General features: G+C 70.2%; 19 protein-coding genes. 11 read left to right on the forward strand and 8 right to left on the reverse strand.

Going from position 1 to position 22013, the window contains the following annotated elements:
- The first annotated feature begins 60 nt into the window (after positions 1 to 60).
- Complete coding sequence (locus tag MHY49_RS08500) at positions 61 to 522, forward strand: DUF2871 domain-containing protein (RefSeq protein WP_239203582.1); 462 nt, start codon at positions 61 to 63, stop codon at positions 520 to 522.
- 201 nt (positions 523 to 723) lie between these two features.
- Here MHY49_RS08500 and MHY49_RS08505 read toward each other — a convergent pair whose 3' ends face one another.
- Positions 724 to 1260 carry a peptidylprolyl isomerase gene (locus MHY49_RS08505; protein ID WP_228357046.1) on the reverse strand — a complete coding sequence of 179 codons (537 nt, stop codon included), beginning with the start codon at positions 1258 to 1260 and terminating at the stop codon, positions 724 to 726.
- A gap of 145 nt (positions 1261 to 1405) precedes the next feature.
- Positions 1406 to 1918 (reverse strand): DUF805 domain-containing protein, encoded by a 513-nt coding sequence (locus tag MHY49_RS08510; RefSeq protein ID WP_239203583.1) that lies wholly within the window; start codon positions 1916 to 1918, stop codon positions 1406 to 1408.
- A gap of 237 nt (positions 1919 to 2155) precedes the next feature.
- Here MHY49_RS08510 and MHY49_RS08515 point away from each other — a divergent pair, with 237 nt between their 5' ends.
- Complete coding sequence (locus MHY49_RS08515) at positions 2156 to 3187, forward strand: hypothetical protein (RefSeq protein ID WP_239203584.1); 1032 nt, start codon at positions 2156 to 2158, stop codon at positions 3185 to 3187.
- Positions 3188 to 3443: 256 nt separating this feature from the next.
- A complete protein-coding gene (locus MHY49_RS08520; RefSeq protein WP_239203585.1) occupies positions 3444 to 3878 on the forward strand; it encodes a carboxymuconolactone decarboxylase family protein in 435 nt (144 codons plus the stop codon).
- A 110-nt stretch (positions 3879 to 3988) separates the two neighbouring features.
- On the opposite strand, the gene MHY49_RS08525 is transcribed toward MHY49_RS08520, so the two are convergent.
- A complete protein-coding gene (locus MHY49_RS08525; protein WP_239203586.1) occupies positions 3989 to 4279 on the reverse strand; it encodes a hypothetical protein in 291 nt (96 codons plus the stop codon).
- A gap of 60 nt (positions 4280 to 4339) precedes the next feature.
- Between MHY49_RS08525 and gluQRS the strand changes: the two genes are divergently transcribed.
- Positions 4340 to 5326: a tRNA glutamyl-Q(34) synthetase GluQRS gene (gene gluQRS / locus MHY49_RS08530; protein WP_239203587.1), complete on the forward strand. Its 987-nt coding sequence runs from the start codon at positions 4340 to 4342 to the stop codon at positions 5324 to 5326.
- A 234-nt stretch (positions 5327 to 5560) separates the two neighbouring features.
- On the opposite strand, the gene MHY49_RS08535 is transcribed toward gluQRS, so the two are convergent.
- The gene (locus tag MHY49_RS08535; protein WP_239203588.1) at positions 5561 to 6580 is read right to left on the reverse strand and encodes a TerC/Alx family metal homeostasis membrane protein; all 1020 of its coding nucleotides are present in this window, start codon (positions 6578 to 6580) and stop codon (positions 5561 to 5563) included.
- A 385-nt stretch (positions 6581 to 6965) separates the two neighbouring features.
- Here MHY49_RS08535 and MHY49_RS08540 point away from each other — a divergent pair, with 385 nt between their 5' ends.
- Both MHY49_RS08540 and MHY49_RS08545 read left to right on the forward strand, forming a co-directional pair.
- Entirely contained in the window at positions 6966 to 8468 is a 1503-nt protein-coding gene (locus MHY49_RS08540; protein ID WP_239203589.1) for a nitrate/nitrite transporter, read from the forward strand.
- Positions 8469 to 8627: 159 nt separating this feature from the next.
- A complete protein-coding gene (locus MHY49_RS08545; protein WP_239203590.1) occupies positions 8628 to 11720 on the forward strand; it encodes a YhgE/Pip domain-containing protein in 3093 nt (1030 codons plus the stop codon).
- Between the two features lie 68 nt (positions 11721 to 11788).
- Here MHY49_RS08545 and MHY49_RS08550 read toward each other — a convergent pair whose 3' ends face one another.
- From MHY49_RS08550 to MHY49_RS08565, 4 genes are read right to left on the reverse strand one after another with little or no spacing between them, the layout of a single operon-like run.
- On the reverse strand, positions 11789 to 12697 hold the full coding sequence (locus tag MHY49_RS08550; protein ID WP_239203591.1) for a glycoside hydrolase family 43 protein: 909 nt from the start codon (positions 12695 to 12697) through the stop codon (positions 11789 to 11791).
- Positions 12694 to 13545, reverse strand: a complete 852-nt coding sequence (locus MHY49_RS08555; protein WP_239203592.1) for a carbohydrate ABC transporter permease — start codon at positions 13543 to 13545, stop codon at positions 12694 to 12696. The genes MHY49_RS08550 and MHY49_RS08555 overlap by 4 nt, the downstream gene beginning before the upstream one ends.
- Entirely contained in the window at positions 13542 to 14699 is a 1158-nt protein-coding gene (locus MHY49_RS08560; protein WP_239203593.1) for a carbohydrate ABC transporter permease, read from the reverse strand. Before MHY49_RS08560 ends, MHY49_RS08555 begins: the two co-directional genes overlap by 4 nt.
- On the reverse strand, positions 14696 to 16003 hold the full coding sequence (locus MHY49_RS08565) for an ABC transporter substrate-binding protein (RefSeq protein ID WP_239203594.1): 1308 nt from the start codon (positions 16001 to 16003) through the stop codon (positions 14696 to 14698). The genes MHY49_RS08560 and MHY49_RS08565 overlap by 4 nt, the downstream gene beginning before the upstream one ends.
- Before the next feature lie 480 nt (positions 16004 to 16483).
- Between MHY49_RS08565 and MHY49_RS08570 the strand changes: the two genes are divergently transcribed.
- The 5 genes from MHY49_RS08570 (at position 16484) to MHY49_RS08590 (ending at position 21868) form a co-directional block, all read left to right on the forward strand.
- Positions 16484 to 17557 carry a LacI family DNA-binding transcriptional regulator gene (locus tag MHY49_RS08570; RefSeq protein WP_239203595.1) on the forward strand — a complete coding sequence of 358 codons (1074 nt, stop codon included), beginning with the start codon at positions 16484 to 16486 and terminating at the stop codon, positions 17555 to 17557.
- Positions 17558 to 17628: 71 nt separating this feature from the next.
- Positions 17629 to 18924, forward strand: a complete 1296-nt coding sequence (locus MHY49_RS08575) for an extracellular solute-binding protein (RefSeq protein WP_239203596.1) — start codon at positions 17629 to 17631, stop codon at positions 18922 to 18924.
- A 5-nt stretch (positions 18925 to 18929) separates the two neighbouring features.
- A complete protein-coding gene (locus MHY49_RS08580) occupies positions 18930 to 19865 on the forward strand; it encodes a carbohydrate ABC transporter permease (protein WP_239203597.1) in 936 nt (311 codons plus the stop codon).
- A gap of 1 nt (position 19866) precedes the next feature.
- Entirely contained in the window at positions 19867 to 20745 is an 879-nt protein-coding gene (locus MHY49_RS08585; RefSeq protein ID WP_239203598.1) for a carbohydrate ABC transporter permease, read from the forward strand.
- A 127-nt stretch (positions 20746 to 20872) separates the two neighbouring features.
- Positions 20873 to 21868, forward strand: a complete 996-nt coding sequence (locus tag MHY49_RS08590; protein ID WP_228357029.1) for a glycoside hydrolase family 130 protein — start codon at positions 20873 to 20875, stop codon at positions 21866 to 21868.
- Positions 21869 to 22013 lie beyond the last annotated feature (145 nt).

Below are 22013 nucleotides of genomic sequence, written 5' to 3' on the forward strand. Positions count from 1 at the left end.
TCGCTAGGGCCCCCGACCCCAGCTCCCCGTCCCTCAGCTCCACCTTCGAAAGGAACACCCATGCGCGCCATGAACCGTCTGTTCACCGCGATCTGCGTCTACCTCGGCCTCGGTCTCGCCTCCGGACTCGCGTTCCGCGAGATCACCAAGCACTCCGACTGGCCGGCCACCGATCACACCCAGCTGGGCGTCGTGCACACGCACCTGCTGACCCTGGGCGTGATCGTCCTGCTCGCGGTCCTCGCCCTCGAGGCCGTGCTCCGGCTCTCCGACTCCCCGCGTCTGTTCGCGTGGTTCCAGGGCGTCTACCACGCGGGTGTGCTGGTCAGCGCCGCCATGATGTTCGTGCGCGGCCTGCTCACCGTGCAGGGCGCGGATCTGGGCAGCATGGACGCGATGGTCTCCGGCATCGCCGGGATCGGGCACATCCTGCTCACCGTCGGGTTCGTGCTGCTGATGGTCCTGATCCGTCGGGCGATCGTCCGACGCACGACGCAGGAGACCGTCACCACGCGTCCCTGACCGCGCCGATCGGGCCGGCTATCGGCCCCTGATCGAGCCGATCGGGCCGCCTACCGGCCCCGACGCCGACGAGAAGTACGAAACGGTTGCCATGAGCGCTCATGGCAACCGTTTCGTACTTCTCGCGGGGCGGCACCGGTGCGGCGGGCCCGGTGCGGGGCCGTCGAAAGGCGGACGCCCTGGTGGGTGCCCGCCGCCGGATCACTTCTCGATGTCGACGGACTCGATGACGACGTCCTCGACGGGACGGTCGCGCATGTCGGTCTGGGTGGTGGCGATCGCGTCGACGACCTTCTTCGACTCGTCGTCGGCCACCTCGCCGAACACGGTGTGCTTGCCGTGCAGGTACTGGGTGGGGGCGACGGTGATGAAGAACTGCGAGCCGTTGGTGCCCGCGGGCTTGCCGGTGATCGCGTTCATGCGCTTGCCGGCGTTGGCCATCGCGAGCTTGTAGGGCTCGTCGAAGTTCTTCTCGGAGATCTCGTCGTCGAACATGTAGCCCGGGCCGCCGGTGCCGGTGCCGAGCGGGTCGCCGCCCTGGACCATGAAGCCGTCGATGACGCGGTGGAAGATGACGCCGTCGTAGAACGGACGGGTGACCTTCTCGCCGGAATCGGGGTCGGTGAACTCGCGGGTTCCCTCGGCGAGGCCGACGAAGTTGGCGACGGTCTTGGGGGCGTCGTTCTCGAACAGCTCGAGGCGGATATCGCCCTGGTTCGTGTGCAGTGTTGCGAACATGCCGCCAGTCTCGCACAGGCGCGTGTGCGCGGCGTGCGCGAGACCGACCGCACGACCGACGGCGACGTGCACACGGCCGGCGGGGTCGCGGGCGCGGCCAGCCGGTCCGTCGCTCGCGGGTCAGGGACCCGGCCGGAGGCGCGGGTCAGGACCTCGACCAGGCGTCGCTGCGCAGGCCCAGCGGCGCATCCGGGCCGGTGGTGGCCGTCGGCCGGTCGAAGCGCGCCCCGTCGGGGTTCTCCTTCGAGGCGAGCAGCCAGATCAGCAGCAGCCAGCCGACGATCGGGATGAGGATCAGGAAGAACCAGCCGCCGCCGTGCCCCGCGTCGTGCAGGCGCCGCCAGACCACCGCGAAACTCGGGATGAGAGTGCCCAGAGCCCAGATCGTCGCGATGACCCCGATCACCGAGGCGCCGCTCGAGCCCATCGGCCATCGGCTGCCGACGATCACGAACGTGTAGTCCCACCTCCACCCCGTGACCAGCATGTTCCCGGCGATCTGCAGAGCGCCCGTGACCAGGAGGTTCACGAGCACCCACCACCAGTACTCGCTCCGGCTCGCCCGCCCGCTGGAGATGCCGTACAGACGGAAGAAGCGGCCGAGAGCCTGCAGGGGCGTCGCTCCGCGCAGCGGTGGGAGGGAGGGCTTGCGGGGCATCGGGGATCACCTGCTCGGGGTGCGTCGTCGCGGGGATGCGAGGGGGTCGTGCCGATCACACTACCGCTGGGCCGCGGATCTCCATCCCCACCTGTCAGCACTCTGGATCCGCGTGCCGGGGGTCACGGTAGGGTGGAACCACTCGAGACGTGTCGTCGCGTTTGAGCGACGCGACCCTCGTCCGCACGCACTCCCCCGTCGGGACAGCCCGGCGGACATGACCGAAAGGGGACTCGCATGGCGCTGAGCACGAAGCGTGCCAAGAAGGCAGCGAAGAAGGGCCGGAAGGACGCGGCCAAGACCGCGTCCAAGGTCCAGGACCAGGCGCAGAAGACCGCCGCGGACCTCGGCAGCACCGCGGAGGACAAGGCCGGCAAGGCCGTCGAGGAGCTGAAGTCCCTCGCCGGGAACGCGGGCGACAAGGCCTCGCAGTTCGTCGACCAGGTCCGTCCGCAGGTCGAGGAGGGACTTCGCACCCAGGGCGAGAAGATCTCCGCCTTCGGCGAGAAGATCGGCCCGCAGGCGGAGAAGTTCCGGAACGACCTGCAGGACGACTACCTCCCCCGTGCCCGCCGCACCGCCGAGGCGACCGGCTCCGTGGTGAGCTCGGCGGTCGCCGCAGCGGTCGACGCCGCGCGCAGCGAGTTCGACAAGGGCCAGGGCGACATCAGGAAGGCCGCCGTGGCGGCGCCCAAGAAGAAGAGCGGCCGCGCCGGCAAGGTGCTGCTGGTCCTGGGCCTCGCGGCCGTCGGTGCCGCCGCCGGCTACCTCGTGTGGAAGAAGACCCGTCCGGTCGAGGACCCCTGGGCCCCGCCGGCCGACTTCGCCCGTGCGCACTACCCGGCCTCGGGCTCGAGCGAGTCCGACTCCACCCAGGTCTCCGACGCCGTCGCCGGCGCCGAGGCGGGGGACGTCGCCTCCTCGCTCAAGGGCGGCTCCCACGCCGCGTCGACCCCGAACACCGCCGACCGCTCGTCGGACACTGCTCCGTCGGAGGTCAAGGTCGAGTCGGCCGACGCGAAGAAGGCCGACGCCAAAAGCTCGGACGGGAAGAGCTCGGGCTCCCAGGGGACCGACGCCAAGGGCTCCGACGCCAAGGCCGCCGGTGCGAAGGGCGCTGCCGCCGCGGGCGCCGGCTCCGCGGCCGGGCAGCCCAAGGGCTCGGCCGACGGGGAGGTCGAGCAGGGGCGCGTGATCGACCCCGCGATCGACCCGGCGGACAACCCGGCCGATCCGGAGAAGCGCGGCAACCACCGCGGCGACGCCTGATCGACGCCTGACATCACCCGCTGATCCCGCCCCGGCGGGATGATCGGACCCCGCGGCCCCCGGTGCACTCGCACCGGGGGCCGCGTCGCGTGCGGGGGTGGCCGTCCGACCACTCGCCGCGAGCACACTCGCGACGGAGCGCGGTCGCGGTCCCGGGGCTCGCCTCACATCTCGGGCCTCTCGTCGGTCATCATGACGGGACGCCCGGGACCCACGTTCCGCCAGGACACCCGGAGTCCAGAACGGAGAACGACCGATGACCAGGATGAAGCTGTTCGAGACGCACCCCGAGGCCTACAAGGCCGTGATGGGCCTCGAGTCCTACTGCAGCCGGCGGATCCCGCGCGAGCTGTACGAGATCGTGAAGCTGCGCGCCTCGATACTCAACGGCTGCTCGTTCTGCACGGACATGCACTCGCGCGACGGCATCAAGGCCGGCATCCCCACCCCGAAGCTGTTCGCCGTGGCGGCGTGGCACGACTCCCCGCACTTCGACGACCGCGAGCGCGCCGCACTGCGCCTCACCGACACGGTGACGAAGCTGGGTGCCGAGGGCGTCCCCGACGACGTGTGGGACGAGGCGGCCGCGCAGTTCGACGAGGCCCTGCTGGGGGACCTCCTCTTCGCGATCGCCACGATCAACGTGTGGAACCGTCTGGCGATCCCCACGCAGCTCGAGCCGCAGGCCTGAGCCCGCTGCCGGCGCCGGCAGTGGCATAGGCGTCGGCGTCGGCGTCGGCGTCGGCGAGAGGGTCGGCGCCGGTCTCGTGCTCGACCACGCGCAGGCGCGCGTCCCCGCGCTCAGCGCGCCCGGTCGGCCCGGGCCCGGCGCCGCACCACCGACCGGCCCACCAGGGCGACGGCGCAGCCCGCCAGGCCGAGCACGCCCAGAAGACCCCCGGCGATGATCACGAGGCCGGCGCCGATGTTCGCACCCTCCAGGTCATCGGCCGTCGCCAGGCTCCAGACCTCTCCGAGGCCCGCGAGGACGATCCCGATCAGGGCGACGACCGCGCACACCCACAGGACGATCCGCAGGATCAGCACAGTCTCGCCGCCCGCAGGCCGGGCGGGCTTCGGTGCGGCGCTCATGGTTCCCCTTCCGTCGGCACTCTCGCGTCGGTCGACAGCCCACGATGCCAGACTGGGGCCATGCCCGAAGCCGTTTCGCCCGCTGGCCGCTACGCCCCCTCCCCGAGCGGCGACCTGCACCTGGGGAACCTGCGCACGGCGATCCTGGCCTGGGTGCTCGCGCGCCGCAGCGGCCGCGCGTTCCGGCTGCGCGTCGAGGACCTGGACCGGGTGCGCGAGGGCGCCGAGGAGCGCCAGCTCGAGGACCTCGAGGCGATCGGCCTGGACTGGGACGGAGAGGTCATGCACCAGTCCCGGCGCGCCGAGGCCTACGACGCCGCCCTCAGCCGACTCGCCGATGCGGGGCTGGTCTACGAGTGCTACTGCACGCGGCGGGAGATCCTCGAGGCGCCAACGGCCCCGCATGCTCCGCCCGGCGCCTACCCGGGCACATGCCGGGATCTGGACGAGAACGCCCGAGAGCGCGGACGCGCGAGGATGCGCGAGCTGCGGCGCGAGCCGGCCCTCCGCCTGCGCGCGGGAGTCGCCGAATGGGCGGTCCACGACATGTTCGCGGGCGAGGTCACCGGCACTGTCGACGACCTGGTGCTGCGCCGCGGCGACGGCGTGGTCGCCTACAACCTCGCGGTCGTCGTCGACGACGCCGCGCAGGGCGTGGACCAGGTGGTGCGGGCCGACGACCTGCTGAGCTCCGCCCCTCGTCAGGCCTATCTGGCTCATCTTCTGGACGGTGCCGACCTGGCGAGCGGCACCGATCCGGCGACCAGCGCCGACCGGAGCCGGGCGGCCGCGCCGGATCCGACCGCTCCGATGGAGTACGCGCACGTCCCGCTCGCCGTCTCCCCGAGCGGCGCGCGGCTGGCCAAGCGCGACGGCGCGGTGACCCTGCGCGATCGGCTCGAGCGCGGCGAGGACGTCGGTGACGTGGTGGAGCGGATCGGTGCTTCGCTCGGGCTCGAAGGATGCCGCAGCGCACGGGACGTGCTCGAACGCTGGGATCCCGCGACGCTGTCGCGCGAGCCGTGGGTCGTGGACCTGCCGGCCTGAGACGACGCGGAGGGCGCTCACGCGGGGGCCCGTGGGCGGGGTCTCACGCGGCCCCGTGCACTACGCGTAGTCAGAGGTCGGGTGACCGCATATATGGCACGTCACCCGACGTATGACTACGCGTAGTGCACGGAGGCACCGGATACCTCGCCCGGGCGACCGCGGACGAGCGAGGAGCCGCCGCGCCATCACGTCCAGGCGAGCAGCCGCCGCCCGCTCGGGAGCGACCTGCCGTCAGCCCTGCTGCTGGTCGTCACCGGAGTCGGAGGCGACCTCCTCGGGCTCGCTCTTGGGGCCCCAGAGCAGGGAGGCGACGGTCGCGATGGCCATGGCGCCGATGATCACGATGAGCGAGGCCGCGGTGCCGATCTCCGGCAGCTTCTCGAGGGCCTCGAAGCCGGGGATGAACTCGAGCGGGGCCTCGTGGATGGCGTGGATCAGCAGCTTCACGCCGATGAACGCGAGGATCGCCGCGATCCCGTAGTGCAGGTACGCGAGGCGGTCGACGAGGCCGCCCAGCAGGAAGTACAGCTGGCGCAGGCCCATGAGCGCGAACAGGTTCGCGGTGAACACGATGAACGGGTTCTGGGTGATGCCGAAGATCGCGGGGATCGAGTCGATCGCGAACATGACGTCCGTGAGTCCGATGACCACGAACACCATGAGCATCGGCGTGAAGACCTTCTTGCCGTCCAGGACGGTGCGGATCTTGTTGCCGTCGTACTCGTCGTGGACGTGGATGAAGCGGCCCACGAACTTCTGGACCGCGCTGTCCTCGCCGTCGTCCTCGTCGTCATCGCCCTTGACCTGCTTGATCGCGGTGTAGAGCAGGAAGATGCCGAAGATGTAGAAGATCCAGGACAGGTGGGAGATCGCGACCGAGCCCACCAGGATGAAGATCGCGCGGGCGATCAGCGCGATGATGATGCCCACCATCAGCACTTCCTGCTGGTACTTCTTGGGCACGGCGAACTTGCCCATGATCAGGATGAACACGAAGAGGTTGTCCACGCTCAGCGAGTACTCCGTGAGCCAGCCGGTGAGGAACTCGACCGAGACGTGGTGCGTGTCGCCCACGAAGTACAGGATCAGCGCGAAGACCAGCGCGAGCGCCACGTAGAAGCCCACCCACGCCAGGCACTCCTTCATGGAGGGCACGTGCGGACGGCGCGAGACCAGGATCAGGTCGCCCACGATGATGGCGATGAGGACCACCAGGGAGGTGATCTCGAAGGTCATGGACAGCTCACCCATGCGAGGGGACCCTCTCGGAAGCGGTGCGGGGACGGAGCGACCCGGGCCGACGGCGCGAGGCGTCTCGCGCGGTTCCGCCGTGGCCCAACGCCCCGTGCGATGCCGATGCGGCTTCGGGTGGGAGGACGGGCGGCACGAGGCACGGGCCGGGTCTGATCCCCTCAGGGTACCGTCGGCGCGGGCCGCGGCCGTTGTGAGAATCCCGGCGTCATGGGCGAGCTCCGGGCGATTGTGACGAATCACCGCGGCCGCCCGCCGTCGGCCCCGTCTCATCGCGCGATGCGCCCCGGCAGGCCCGGCGTAGCCTGAAGGAGTCCCCCACGGCAAGGACGCCGGCCTCCCCACGCAGACCCCCATGCAGAACTTGCAGAACAGGTGCTCCTCCATGTCCGGCCCGGCTCCGTCCACCGCCACCGACTCGCAGAGCGCGCGGACGTCCCCTGGCGCCCGCACCCCCGAGTCCGCCTCCTCGCTCGAGTGCTGCGCTCCCGAGCGGACGGCGCGCGAGCGCGCCCGTGCCGCCCGCGTCCGCCGCGCCGCGATCGACCCCCGCGTCCAGGCCGCCCGCCGCGGCCGGCGCGCCCTGTTCCTGTGGGGCATCGCGATGTTCGCGTACATCGTCACCGTCGCCGGCCGCACGAGCTTCGGCGTCGCGAGCGTCCAGGCCGCCGACCGCTTCTCCGTCGGCTCGGCCGCCCTGTCCCTGTTCGGCATGGTGCAGCTGGGCACGTACGCGGCCGCGCAGTTCCCCGCCGGTCTGCTGCTGGACCGCTTCGGGGCGCGACGGATGCTGGTCGCCGGCAGCGTGCTCATGCTCGTCGGGCAGATCGGGATGGCGTTCTGCACCGTCTTCGGCCTCGCCGTCGCCGCCCGCGTCCTCATCGGCGCGGGCGACGCCACCGTCTTCATCTCCGTGATCCGCCTGGCCGCCGCCTGGTTCCCCGCGCGCCGCGTCCCGCTGATCACCCAGCTCACAGGCGTCCTCGGCCAGTCCGGCCAGGTGATCTCGGCGATCCCGTTCTTCGCGATCCTCGTCCACGTGGGCTGGTCGCCGGCCTTCTCGCTGCTGGCAGCCCTCGTGTTCGCGGCGGGTCTGGGGTGCCTGCTGCTGGTGCGCGATGAGCCGCAGGACGGTCTGCCCACCGGCGCGATCCCCGTGCTCGCCTCCTCGCCCTGGCTGGTGCTGAAGGATGTTCTCGCCTCGCCCGGCGCGTGGGCCGGACTCGCCGCGCACTGGATCACCCTGTTCGCCGTGAACACGTACGTGGTCATGTGGGGCGTGCCCTTCCTGTCCTCGGGGCACCGGCTGCCGATGAACCAGGTCTCCACGCTGCTGACGATCCAGGTCCTCATCGGCATGGCGCTGGGACCCGCGATCGGGACGCTCTCGGGGCGCTTCCCACTGCGCCGCGGGCGCGTGCTGGCCGTGGGCGTGACGCTCATGGCCCTGCTGTGGACGGCGACCCTCGCGGTGCCCGGTGAGCACTCGATGCTCGCCCTGCTGCCGCTGGCCTGCGCGCTCGCGCTCGGGGCGGCGCTCAGCGGTCTCGGGTTCGACGTCGCTCGCACGGGCGTGCAGCCGATGTCCGTGGGCACCGCCGTGGGCTTCGTGAACATCGGCGGATTCGGCGCGGGGCTGGTCTCCGTGTTCCTGGTGGGTCTGGTCCTGGACCTGCTCGCTCCCGCGGGGAACCCGGGCCTGGACGACTTCCGGCTCGCCTTCGCCTCGATGGGCGTCCTCTTCGCCCTCGGCGTGATCGTGCTGCTGGTCGCCTCGGCACGCGGGGGCCTGCGCCCCGTCCCGCGCAATGGCCGCCCTCTGACCCCCGCCGAGGAGATCGGCGAGGAGCAGGCCGAGGCCCGCGCCGGGTCCGGCTCCGCAGCCTGACTCCGCACCGCCTTCCGTCGCATCGCCCCACGGATCTCCCACCGGTTCTCCGCCGGCTCCCGCTCGCCCTCTCCCGCGCACTGCATCTCAGCTATTCGCTCCGCCACACCTCGACTCGATACATCGACGTATTGAGTTGGCCGACGTATCGTCGTGCCCGTGCCTCACAACAGTGCTCCCGCGCGTCTCCTCAACTCCCTGCGCAGCGTGCTGCCCGATGAGTGGGCGAAGCCCATCGCCGCCCTGTTCATCACCGGGCTCTCGCTCGTACCGATCATCTACGCCGGCAACCTGACCTGGTCCTTCGCCGACCCCAACAACCACCTGGACCGCATCACCGCGGCCGTGGTGAACGAGGACACAGGCTCCGACCTGACCACTCCATCGGGCGACTCGAAGCACATCGACGCGGGCGACGAGTTCGCCGACACCCTCACCGATCTCGACAAGCCCACCGCCTACCGCTTCGTCGAGGTCGACGCCGAGACGGCGGAGAAGGGACTGGCCGACGGCACCTACGGGGCGACCGTCGTGATCCCGAAGGACTTCTCCTCCAACGTCTCCAAGCTCTCGGACGATCCCGGGAACGCCGCGCAGACCCTCATCGACGTGCGCACGAACGACACGATCAACTACGTGAGCGGCAACTTCACGAAGTCGATCGGCACCGCCCTCACCGACTCCCTGCGCAGTTCCCTGTCCAGCGAGTACCTCGACCAGATCTACGTGGGCTTCTCCTCGATCCACGACGGACTGGGCGATGCGGTCGACGGCTCGGGCGACCTGAAGGACGGAGCGGGAGACCTCGAGGACGGCATCTCGGACCTCTCCGACGGGGCCGACGACCTCGAGGACGGCACCTCGCAGCTCGCGGACGGCACCGGCCGGCTCGTGGACGGCACCTCGCAGCTGGCCGACGGCACCGGGCAGCTCGTCGACGGCAGCGGCACCCTCGCGGTCGGCCTCTCCCAGCTGCGCAGCGGCGCGGTCGAGCTGCACGACGGCACCGTCAGCCTCAGCAGCGGTGCGAACTCCCTGGATCAGGGCCTCACCACGCTCGACGGCAGCAGCTCGACCCTGCGCGACGGCTCCTCGAAGCTCGCCGACGGCACCTCGCGGCTCGACGGCGGCGCCTCGGATCTGGCCGACGGGGCCCGGCAGGTCGCCGACGGCACGGCCGCTCTCGACAAGGCCGTCACCGACGCGCAGAAGAAGGCCGATGACCTGGGCATCGACTCCGATTCCGTCGACAGGGCGTCCAAGGACGCGAACAAGGCCGTCGACGACCTCTCCACCGCTGCCGACGACCTCGTCGACGCGCTCGACGATCCCTCCCACGACGTCGGCGCCCTGCAGAAGAAGGCCGCCGACCTCGCGGAGAAGGCGAAGACCGCGGACACAGCGGTCACCGATCTCGGCGACGACGTCTCGGCCGCGAGCGAGGACCTGTCCACGGTGCGCGACGCACTCGACGGCGTGCAGGGCGCATCGGGCCTGAAGGGCGACACGGCCGATGCCGACGCCGCCGCGCAGGCCTCGAAGACCTCCTCGAGCGATGTCGCCTCAACGGTGGACGACTACACGAAGCGGCTCGACGAGATCGCGGCGACGTGCAGCACCTCCGACGGCGGCGCGGGCAGCGGCTCCGACGACGCCTCGGACGGCGGCGGGGACGAAGCGACGCCCGCCGCCGACTCGCAGGTCTGCGCGCAGCTCGCGGAGCTCTCCGAGGACTCGGACGGCCTGCGGGACTCCGCGAGCACCGCCTCGGATGACGCCGCGACCACCGCGACGGCCACGGCCGATGCGAAGGATGCCGCGGCGAACCTCGACTCCCTCGGGAGCGACGTCACCTCGGCGGCCGACGACCTCGCGACCCGCCTGGACAGCATCCAGACCCGGGCCGCGACGGCCAGCGACGCCATGGACGCCCTGCGCACACCGGCCGAGGAGCAGGCTCAGGACATCACGGACATCGCCGATGCGATCGACGATGCACGCACGGCCGCCCAAGGCACCGATGCAGAGGATGCGAAGAAGCGCATCGACGCCCTCGCCGACCAGGCCCGGCAGGCTGCCGACGCTCTCCCCGGCGCCTACGACCAGCTGCAGTCCGGCGCGGCCGACGTGCACAGCCTGAACGACGGCGCCCAGCAGGTCGCCGATGGCGCCGATCAGCTCGCGGGCTCCACGGGCACCCTGAACACGGGCGCGCAGTCGCTCGACTCGGGGCTCGGTCGCTACACCGACGGCGTCTCCAGCGCCCGCTCGGGCGCCGACCAGCTGGCCGCCGGGAGCTCGAAGCTCACCAGCGGGTCCTCGCAGCTCGCCGACGCCTCCGGCTCCGCAGCGCAGGGCGCCTCCGAGCTGCACGACGGGGCGACCGACGTCGACGACGGTGCCCAGCAGCTGGCCTCCTCCTCCGTCCAGCTGGACGACGGGGCCAAGCAGGCGGCCGATGGGTCCGCCCAGCTCGCCGACGGCGCGCACCGGCTCGACGACGGCGCCGTGCAGCTCGTCGACGGCGCGGACCAGCTCCACAGCGGGCTCGTCGACGCCGAGGACCAGGTGCCGGACTACAGCGACGCCGAGCGCGAGAACCTCGACGACGTCGCGAGCGACCCGGTGGGCATGAACTTCGAGCGCTCGAACGACGTGGGCCGCTTCGGCGAGGGCCTCACCCCGCTGTTCCTGTGCATCGGCCTGTGGGTCGGCGGCATGTCGATGTTCCTCATGATGCCGCCGTTCTCCGCGCGCGCCGCGCGCCGTGGCGTCGGGGCCGTGAAGCTGCTGGTGGGCGGTCTGCTGCCGGCGTTCGTCCTGGGCATCGTCGAGTCCGCGATGGCGGTGGCGGTCCTCCACCTGGCCGTCGGCATCGAGGTCATGCACCTGGGGTGGATGTACCTGCTGGCGGCGTTCACCTCCCTGGTGTTCGTCGCGCTGAACCACGGCTTCGGCGCTGTGTTCGGGCCGATCGGCAAGTTCGTGGGGCTCATCCTCATCGCTCTGCAGATCGCCGCCGGCGGGGGCACCTACCCCGTGCAGACGATCCCCGCGTTCCTGCGGTTCTTCCACCCGTACCTGCCGATGACCCACGCGATCGACGCCTTCCGGGGCGTGATCGGCGGCGGCTGGGTCAACCCGGTCCAGGACCTGTCGGTGCTCGGGATCTGGCTCCTGATCGGCGTGGCCATGGGCCTGGCCGGGGCGCTCCGGGCGCGGCACGGCGCGTCGACCGGCGACGCCGACTGACGCGGGTCGGGCCGGCTGACGCCCGGCGGGCGGGCCGACGCCCGACGGCCCGCCCGCCCGCGCGGCGCTCAGCCCACGACGCGCAGGCTCGGCGCCCGCGGATCGACCTCGAGGCGCCGCAGGTGCATGTACCGCCCCGTGCGCTCGGGGTCCCAGGCGTGGAAGGCGATCATGTCCTCCCCGTCGGGACCCGTGGTGAACGAGTTGTGCCCGGGCCCGATGAGCCCCGTGGCCTCGTCGGTCGCCAGCAGGATGTCCTCGCCGTCGGCCGGCCGGTGCCACGGGCCGGTGGGATGGCGGGCCCACGCCCACGCGGTCCGGTACCCGGCCCCCTGGTAGGAGCCGCCCGAGTAGCTGAGGAAGAGCACGCCCTCGCGCTCGAGCACATGGGCTCCCTCGAGCGTGTGCCAGTCGTGGACGCCGCCGTGCATCGGACGGTCGCGCGCGAAGATCTGCCAGTCGGCATCCGGGGCGAGCACCGGGACGATCTCCCCGATCCGCGTCGGCTCGGGAAGCGGCGCGACCGCGAGGTGCGTGCCCACGCGCTCGGCGTCCAAAACGTCCCGCGCGAAGAACAGCCACCAGCTCCCGTCGGCCGCCCGGAACGGCGACGCGTCGATCGCGAAGAGCTCCCCCGGGGTGAGGTCGACGCCCTGGTCGCGGAAGGGCCCGCGCGGGGTCCCTGCGCGGGCCACCCGCAGATGGTGCCCACGATCGCCGTGGCCCACCGAGTAGTACATCCACCAGGCGCCGTCGCGCTCGCAGACCTCGGGCGCCCAGTAGGACTCGCCGGCCTCCTCGGGAAGCGCCTCGAGCACCTCGCCGACGGCCTCCCAGGTGCGCAGATCGGGCGAGACGGCGGCCGGGACCGCACGGCCGTCCGCGGTGCGCGGCCCCGTGCCGTAGGCGATCCAGCCGTCGTCCGTCCGCACCACGTCCGGGTCCGGGAGCGGATGCCCGTAGGCGGGCGCGCTCATCCCTTGAGCCCCGTCGCCGCGATGCCGGCCACCAGATAGCGCTGAAGGAAGAAGAAGATCGCGAGCACCGGGATCAGGCTGAGCGTCGCCGCCATGAACAGTCCCCCGTAGTCGAAGGTCTGGGCGGTGAGGAAGGACGACAGGTAGATCTGCACCGTGTTCGCGCTCTGCCCGGAACCGGCGACCACCAGGGGCCACAGGAAGGCGTTCCACGATCCGATGAGCCCCAGCACGGTCAGCGCCGAGGCGAAGGGCAGCGTGTTCGGGAAGATGACCTGGAAGAACGTGCGGAAGTAGCCGGCGCCGTCGATGTGCGCCGCCTCCTCGACCTCCTTCGGGAAGTTCACGTAGAACTGGCGGAAGAGGAACACGTTGAACGCGCCGAACAGGCCCGGGATGATCAGGCCGCGCAGCGTGCCGATCCACCCCAGCGAGGCCACGATGATGAAGTTCGGGACGAACGCCGTGGTGCCGGGGATCAGCAGCACGATCACGACCATCATGAACATGGGCAGGGCGAACCGGTTGGGGATGCGCGCGAGGGCGTAGCCGGCGAGCGCGGCGATGAGGATCGACAGGCTCGTGGCGACCACGGCCATGATCGCCGAGTTCTTCAGCGCGTCCAGGAACCGCGGATCGCTCAGCACCTCCGGGATCCTGGCCCACTGCGGGTTAGAGGGCCAGAACGTGAAGGTCGTCGAGTAGATCTCGTCGTTCGTGGACAGCGCCGTCTTCACCATCGCGTAGAACGGCACCAGGAACACCAGTGCGAGCAGCGATGCGATCACGTAGCGCACGATCAGTCCGCCGCGGCGGCGCCGGTACCCGGCCATCGTCAGGGTGCTCATGAGCGGTCTCCTCCGTCGGGTCGGATGATCTCCGGTGCCGCCGCGGCGGCGGGGTGGCCCCCGTCGGCCGACAGGTCGGAGGGGGCGTCGGCCGACGGACTCTGGGGCGCGCCGGTCCCCGCGAGATCCGCGGTGACCGTCGTCCCGACGCCCGCGCCGACGGGCCCGCGTCGACGCCACGGCAGACGGCGTCGACGGGCGTCGTCGTTGCTGTCGAAGCCGATGATCCAGGTCTGCAGGAGGCCGGCGACGACCATGATCGCGGTGAGCACGAGCGCGCCCGCGCTGCCGTGCCCGAAGTCCTGCTCGGGCCCGAGCGCGATGTTGTACAGGTAGACGAGCGGCGGGCGGGTCTCCGGATTGTTGCCGGTGAGGTTGTAGAACTCGTCGAACGCCTGGAAGGCCGCGATGAGCAGCAGGAGCAGCACCGCGGTCGAGGTCGTGCGCAGCTGGGGCAGCGTGATCATGCGGAACATGCGCCAGCCGCCGGGGTTCAGCCCGTCGACCGCCGCCGCCTCGTAGAGCTGGGACGGGATCGCCTGCAGGCCCGCGAGGAACAGCAGCATGTAGAACCCGACCTGCATCCACAGGCGCACAGAGATCAGCACGACCCACCAGTACGGGGAGGCCGAGAGCCAGTCCGCGATCGGGTCCAGCCCGATGCTCGAGAGCATCGTGTTCACGACGCCCGAGTCCAGGCCGTTGAACAGCCCCAGCCGCCACACGACCGAGGCGACGACGTAGCTGCAGGCCGTCGGCAGGAAGAACACCGAGCGGTAGAACGCCTGGAAGCGCGGGATGCCGTTGACCAGCACCGCGAGGAACAGGGAGGTCGCCATGGTCACCGGCACGATGAAGATCGCGAAGATCGTGAAGGTGCGCAGCGAGTACAGGAACGCCGTGTCGGTGAGGAAGTCCTTGAAGTTCCCCAGGCCCACGAACTGCGTGGGCAGCACGGTGCCCTTCGCCTCGAAGAAGCTCAGCGCCCCGCCCCACAGCAGCGGGATGATCGTGAAGATCAGCAGGCCGACGGCGAACGGGGTGAAGAACAGCCAGAACGCGATCCCGGTCCCGCGGATGCGCGTGGGGCGGGAGCTGTCGCGCGAGCGCGCCCGCGCGGCGCGCGAGGACCGGCCCGCGGTCGCGGTGCTCACTTCGCGACTGCCTTGTTGCTGGCCTCCTCCGCCGCGGACAGCTCCGCCTCCGGGTCCGCCCCCTTCTTGAGGATGTTGCTGATGGCGTCGGTGAACGGCGTGTTCACGGCACCGGTCCACTCGGGCGGCCCGGAGACGCCCATCTCCTTCGCCATGGTCGCGATCTCGAGCCCGTTGCCGGACTTCAGGGCCTCGGCCTTGTCGGCCACCGAGGTGATCGGCGGGATGTGGAACCCGTAGCTCAGGGCCCAGTCGGTCTGGTCGTCCGTCTGGTCGATCCACAGCCACTTCACGAAGGCGGTGGCGGCCTCGATGTTCTTCGAGGCGCCCGCGACCTGCTCGTTCCACGAGCCGACCATCGCGACCTGCTTCCCGTCCGAGCCGACGGCCGGATGGGGGAAGACGCCGACGTCGTCGAGCGCGTCCTCGAGCTGCGGCAGCGCCCAGCATCCGCCCCAGGTGATGGCCGAGAGGCCGGTCGAGAAGGCCGCGGGGTCGGTCCAGTCCGAGGGCGCCCCGGTGAGCAGGGACTTGTCGGACTTCATCTGCTGGATCTGCGTGAGGCCCTCGACCATGCCCGGCGTGTTGTAGCCGACGGCGTCCCTCGCCTCGTTCATCGGACTGCCGCCCGCGGCCCAGATCATCGTCCAGCAGATCGCATCGAAGTTGTTCCCCAGGAACAGGCCCTTCTGCTTGCCCCCGGTGAGCTCCTTGGCCGCATCCACGAGGTCGTCCATGGTCTTCGGGACCTCGATGCCGGCCTTCTCGAACATCGACTTGCGGTAGTAGAAGTGCTGGGGATCCAGGATCATCGGGACGCCCCAGATCTTGCCGTCGATCGTCACCGTGTTCAGCGACGCCGGGTTGAACTGGTCCTTGACCGGCTCCATGATCGAGGAGAGGTCGGCGTAGCGCCCCTGCTTCGCCTGGTCGACCGCGATCGCGTTGTTCTCGAACACGTCGACGCCGTTGCCCGAGAGCAGGCTCGTGGAGAGCTTCGCGGCGTAGTCGCCCATCACCCAGTTCACCGTGACGTCGTTCTTGTCGTAGGCCGCGGCGTACTTCTTCGCGGCATCCTGCGTGCCGTCCTCGCCGTACTGGTGGTACCACTGGCTGATCCCGCCGCCACCGCCGTCGCTGCCGCCGCCCTTGGTCAGCCCTCCGGTGTTGCCGCCGCAGGCCGCGAGACCGATGCCCATCGCGGAGGCGCCCGCGAGGCCGAGGGCGCTGCGCCGGCTGAGCGGCGCCCGGGAGATCCCGGCGCCGTCGACCGGGCCCCTCCGCAGCCGTCCTGCGTCCCGCATCGAGTGATCGTCGCTGTTCCGTGCGCTCCGTCGCGTCATGGTGACCTCCCTGGGCCTCCACCGGGCAGGACGTCGTCGTCCTCCTCCATCCGGTGGCGTCGCGGCGATTCTAACGTTGCACATGGTGCGCATCACAAGAGGCGGGAGGTCTCGGTATGGTCTCGCCGCGCGGGCGGCGACGGAGGGCGGTGTGCCCCGCTACCGCGCACATCACGCCTGACGCCCGCCCACCACGTCATCCGTGCGGGTCTGCGGACCATTCGTCGCCGCGAATGGTCCGCAGACCCGCACGAACACAGCCCCGGCCACAGCCGCAGCCACCGCTGCGAGCATCGAGCACGACCTCGGGCACGCCGGCCAGCATCGCGCCGTGCACCTTGACACCATGGGCGCAAACCGGTTTGATAGCGCCCGTTCGTTCCGATGCGCGCCGCCGTAGGACGCCATCGCCGAATCCGCCGTTCCACGAGGAGGTGCCCGATGCCGCGAGCAACCATCGGTGACGTCGCGCGCGTCGCGGGTGTGTCCAAGGGGACCGTCTCCCTCGCGTACTCGGGGAACCGGCCGGTCGCGGAGGAGACGCGCCGACGCATCTTCGCGGCGGCCGAGGACCTGCGCTGGACCCCCAGCCAGAGCGCCCGGGCCCTGGCGACCTCCCGCACCGGCAGCATCGGACTGGTGCTCAACAGGCGTCCCGACGTCATCGCCACGGACACCTTCTTCTCCCGCTTCATCGCAGGCTGCGAGGCGGTGCTGGCAGAGGCGGGAATGGGCCTCATGCTCCACGTCGTCGGGGACCCCGATGCCGAGGCCGCGGTCTACGAGCGCTTCGCAGCCGGACGGGTCGACGGGGTGATCCTGCTGGATGTCGAACAGGACGACACCCGGCCCGAGCTCGTGCGCGACCTCGGACTGAGCGCAGTCGTTCTCACCGGTGAGCAGCCCCATACGGACACGAGCTCGGATCTTCCCGTGGTCTGGACCGACGACGCGTCGGCCATCCATGAGCTCGTCGACCTTCTGGTCCACGCCGGCCACGAGCGCATCGCCCATGTCGCGGGCCCTCTGCGCTACGTCCACGCGGCGACCCGCCGCCGTGCATTCGAGGCGGCGATGCGTCGGCACGGTCTGGAAGAGGCCCGGATCGTCGAGGGCGACTTCACCGCAGCCTCGGGACGGTCGGCGGCCGAGCAGCTGCTCGGGTCCGCGGCCCCGTGCCCTTCGGCCGATGGAACCGCGCCGATCACGCTCCCCGACCGCCCGACGGCGATCGTCTTCGCCAACGACGTGATGGCGATCGCCGGCCTCTCCTATGCCCGCAGCATCGGGCTGCGGGTTCCCGACGACCTCTCGATCACCGGGTTCGACGACTCCGAGCTCTCTGCGCACCTCTCCCCCGGACTCACCTCGGTATCGACCGGAGCAGAGGCCCGTGGGGAAGCCGCGGCGCGCACTCTTCTGGCCGTCCTCACCGGCGCGGCCCCGCAGTGCGTGGAAGTCGAGGGCAATCGCGTCGTGCGCCGAGGAAGCCTCGCACCCCCGTCCACCGTCTGACCCACCGCGCGCACCCGAGCCGTGCGCGCCCACCCCTCGGCCCATGGAGCCGACTGTCCCTGAGGAGATCGATGAGGACCCTCACCCGCCGCACTCTCGGCACCGCAGCGCTCGCTCTTCCGCTCGCCCTCGCGGCGTGCGGACGCAGCGCCGTGGACTCCCAGGAGGCCGCGACCTCGCGCGGTCCGATCAGCATCTGGGTCTCCACCAATGAGCAGGAGCTCGCCTGGGGCAAGGCGGTGAGCGAGGCGTGGAACGCCGAGCACGAGCACGAACCGGTCACGTTGCAGGAGATCCCGGCCGGTTCGAGCTCCGAGGAGGCGATCACCGCGGCGATCGTCGCGGGAACCACCCCTGACCTCATCTTCAACATCTCTCCCGCTGCTCTCCCGGACTGGGTGCGTGCGGGCGGTCTCGTCGACCTGACGACTTTCGAGGGCGGCCGCCGCCACATCGAGGAGCGCGGCGGCACGCGCGCCCGGAACTATGCCGAGGACGAGGGGAAGGGCGGCTACTACCAGCTGCCGTGGAAGTCCAACCCCGTCATGCTCATGTACAACCGGAAGATCTTCGCCGATGCCGGCCTCGACGCGGAGACACCGGACCTGGACACCTTCGACAAGCTCCTCGACGCCTCCCGTCAGATCGTCTCCTCCGGGGCTGCAGGATCCGCGATCTGGCCGTCGCCGACGAGCGACTTCTATCAGCCCTGGTCCGACTTCTACCCGCTCTACCTGGCCCAGACGGGCGGCACCCGGCTCATCGAGGACGGTTCGGCGACCTTCGACTCACCCGACGGCCTGGCCGTCGCCCGCATGTGGCGATCCATGTACGACGAGGAGCTGGCACCACGGGAGCAGTCGACCGATGACGCCATGACCACGGGCGCGACCGCGATGCAGCTGGCGGGTCCCTACGCGATCGCGACCTACAAGGATGCGATCGACTACGGCTTCATGCCTGTGCCGACGGCCGAGGGGATCGCCGCCGAGAAGACCATCACCTTCGCCGACTCCAAGAACGTCTCTCTGTGCTCGACGAGCACGAACCGCCTCACGGCCTGGGAGTTCCTGGCCTTCGCAACCGACGAGAAGTGGGACGGGGAGCTCCTCGAGCTGACGGGGCAGATGCCCCTGCGCCAGGACCTCGCCTCCGTGTACCCGGACTACTTCGCGAAGAACCCCGACTACACGAGCTTCGCCGACCAGGCGGACCGCGTGGCCGACGTCCCGTACGTCTCCGGAGGGATCGAAATCTGGCAGAGATTCCGCGACGCGTACTCCGGGGCGGTGATCTTCGGGACCGACTCCGTGGAGCAGGGGCTCGAGGACGTCGCCCACCAGATCGACGCCCTGATCAAGGAGTGATGACGATGACGACTCCCTCCGCTCTCGCGGCGCCTCGCGCCCGCACCTCCGCCCGCGACCCGTGGTGGCGACGCCTTCTCGGCACACAGCCGCTGGGGCTCGGCATGTCCCTCCCCTACATCGTCTTCCTGGCGGTGGTGATGGCGTACCCGCTGGGCTATGCCGTCTACATCTCGTTCTTCGACTACGTGTTCACAGCGCCCGGCGTCCACGCCGACCACCCGTTCGTGGGGCTCGCGAACTACCGCGCCGTGCTCAGCGATCCGCGCGTTCTCGGCTCCTTCGCGAACATCGCGGTGTTCCTGATCATCAACGTCCCGCTGACGGTGATCCTCTCGATGGTGCTCGCCTCGGCGCTGAACTCGCTGACGCGCTGGACAGCGGCCTTCCGGGTCGCCTTCTACGTCCCCTACGTGACCGCGAGCGTGTCCCTGATCGGCGTCTGGATGCTCATGTTCTCGCAGGACGGGCTGGTCAACTCGATCCTCGGTCCGTTCGCCCCAGACCCCTCGTGGCTCGTGAACTCGCACCTGGCGATGCCCTCCATCGCACTGTTCGTGACCTGGAAGCAGCTCGGGTTCTACGTCCTGCTGTATCTGGCCGCCCTGCAGAACGTCCCCAAGGAGCTCTACGAGTCCGCGCAGGTCGACGGCGCCGGGGCGGCGAAGCGCTTCCTGCACATCACCGTCCCCGGGGTCCGCTCCACGACGCTGCTCGTGCTGATCCTCGCCATCATCACCGGCTCGAACCTGTTCACGGAGCCCTACCTGCTCACCAACGGGGGCGGGCCCGACGGGGCCTCGGCCTCACCCGTCCTGCTCATCTACCAGAAGGGCATCCAGCAGGGGAACCCGGACCTCGCCTCGGCGATCGGCGTGATCCTCGTGATCCTCGTCGGCCTGCTGTCACTGATATCGACCCGCCTGACGAAGGAGGATTGAGATGTCCGTCGATCGTTCGACCCCCGGGGCCACCCCGGACCGCGCAGGCCGCAGGCGCAGGTCACGGGGGCCTGTGTACGCGGTGCTCGCCGTCATCGCTCTGGTCTTCATCTTCCCCTTCTACTTCATGGCGATCGGGGCGTTCCAGGAGGACCCGACGACGAGCCTGTCGGCACTGGCTCCCCGGGGCGGGTGGACGCTCGAGAACTTCACGACGATCAACGAGCGGCTCGGGCTGCTGCGGGCGCTCGTGAACTCACTCGTCTTCACCGCGGGCGTCCTCGCGGGAACCCTCGTGTTCGGACTGTCCGCCGGGTACGCCCTCGCCCGACTGCGATGGCGGGGCCGCGGCGCACTGTTCGTGGTCATGCTGGGCGTCCAGATGGTGCCCTTCCAGTTGCTGATGATCCCGCTCTACGTGCAGATCGCCGGGAACTACGGGCTCGGCGACACCTACGCAGGGATGATCCTGCCCTCGCTCATCAACACGACGGCGGTGTTCATCTTCCGCCAGTTCTTCCGGAGCCTGCCGGAGTCGATCTTCGAGGCCGCTCGCATCGACGGCGCCAGCGAGCTGCGCGTGCTGTGGTCCATCGCGATACCCATGGTCCGCCCCGCCATCGCGACGGTCGTGCTGATCACCTTCATCGGCCCGTGGAACGAGTTCCTCTGGCCGTTCCTCATCACCAAGGAGTCCTCGATGCAGCCGCTCGCCGTGGCGCTCGCCAACTACATCAACAACGTCGCCGGGACGGTCGCGAACCCCAACGGCGCGATCCTCGCCGGCGCCTGCACGCTCGCCTTCCCCGTGGTGATCCTGTTCTGCCTGTTCCAGCGCTACTTCACGGCATCCGACATCGGAGCCGGCATCAAGGGGTGATGCCCTCACTGCTCGATGCGCGCATCCGACCCGGCGGCAAGCCCTCACGAACCGCTCCGGTCTCCATGACGACCGGTGCAGGCGCACCGCACCCCCTCACCACACCCCCGAACCGCGAAGGACAACCATGACCACCGTCAGCCTCTTCGGCGATGCACGCTTCCCCCTGGGGCCGTTCACCCCTTACGAGCACAACCCGATCCTGCGGCCCAAGGGCGACTCCTGGGAATCGGCGAACCTCTACAACCCCGCAGCGCTCGTCGTCGACGACCAGGTCGTCCTCCTCTACCGCGCCCACGCCGAAGACATCGTCTCCCACATCGGCATCGCCTTCAGCGACGACGGGTACCACTTCGAGCGCGAGGACGCCCCGATCCTGTCCCCCGAGCACGACTACGAGCGGTATGGCTGCGAAGACCCCCGCATCGCCTGCATCGAGGGCACCTACTACCTGACCTACACGGGCTGGGACCGCGAGACCGCCCAGCTGTGCCTGGCGACCTCACCGGACCTGCGCACCTGGACCAAGCACGGACCACTCTTCGAGGACTTCAACACCTTCGCCGCGGTCAGCGACAACGGCAAGCAGAACTGGTCGAAGGCCGGCGTGATCGTCCCCCAGCAGATCCACGGACAGTGGTGGATGTACTTCGGAGAGGGAGCGATCTACTGGGCCACCAGCGACGACCTCATCCACTGGACACCCGGAACACCCGACACCGAACCCATGTACTCCCCCACCCCGGGCACCTTCGACGAAGCCCTCGTGGAGATCGGCACCTCCCCCGTCCTCACCGACACCGGACTGCTGCTCATGCTCACCAACGGCGCCACCCGCATCGTCCACGAGGACGGCACCACCGGCGTCGACTACCGCTGCGGACAGATCGTCATCGACCCCGCCCAACCGACCACGGTCCTCGCCCGCCTCCAAGAGCCCTGGCTGCGCCCGCAGACCTACGAGGACACCCACGGCCTGGTCTCCAACGTCACCTTCGTCGAAGGACTCGTGAAGTTCCACGACCGCTGGTTCGCCTACTACGGACAGTCCGACACCACCCTCGCCGTCGCAGTCACCGACCCCGACAACAGGTACGGCACAGGACTCCACGCCGACGCATGAGTCCGACGGGCGAGAACGGCTCCGAGGCCCCGTGACCCCGTGGCCCGCACGAAGTGCCACGGTCCCCCCACAAGATATGAGGCCGGCGAACCAAGAGAAGCTTCTCTTGGTTCGCCGGCCTCATATCTTCTGCTCGACCGGACCG

This window comes from Brachybacterium sp. ACRRE, assembly GCF_022346485.1.
GTDB classification, from domain to species: Bacteria; Actinomycetota; Actinomycetes; order Actinomycetales; family Dermabacteraceae; genus Brachybacterium; species Brachybacterium halotolerans.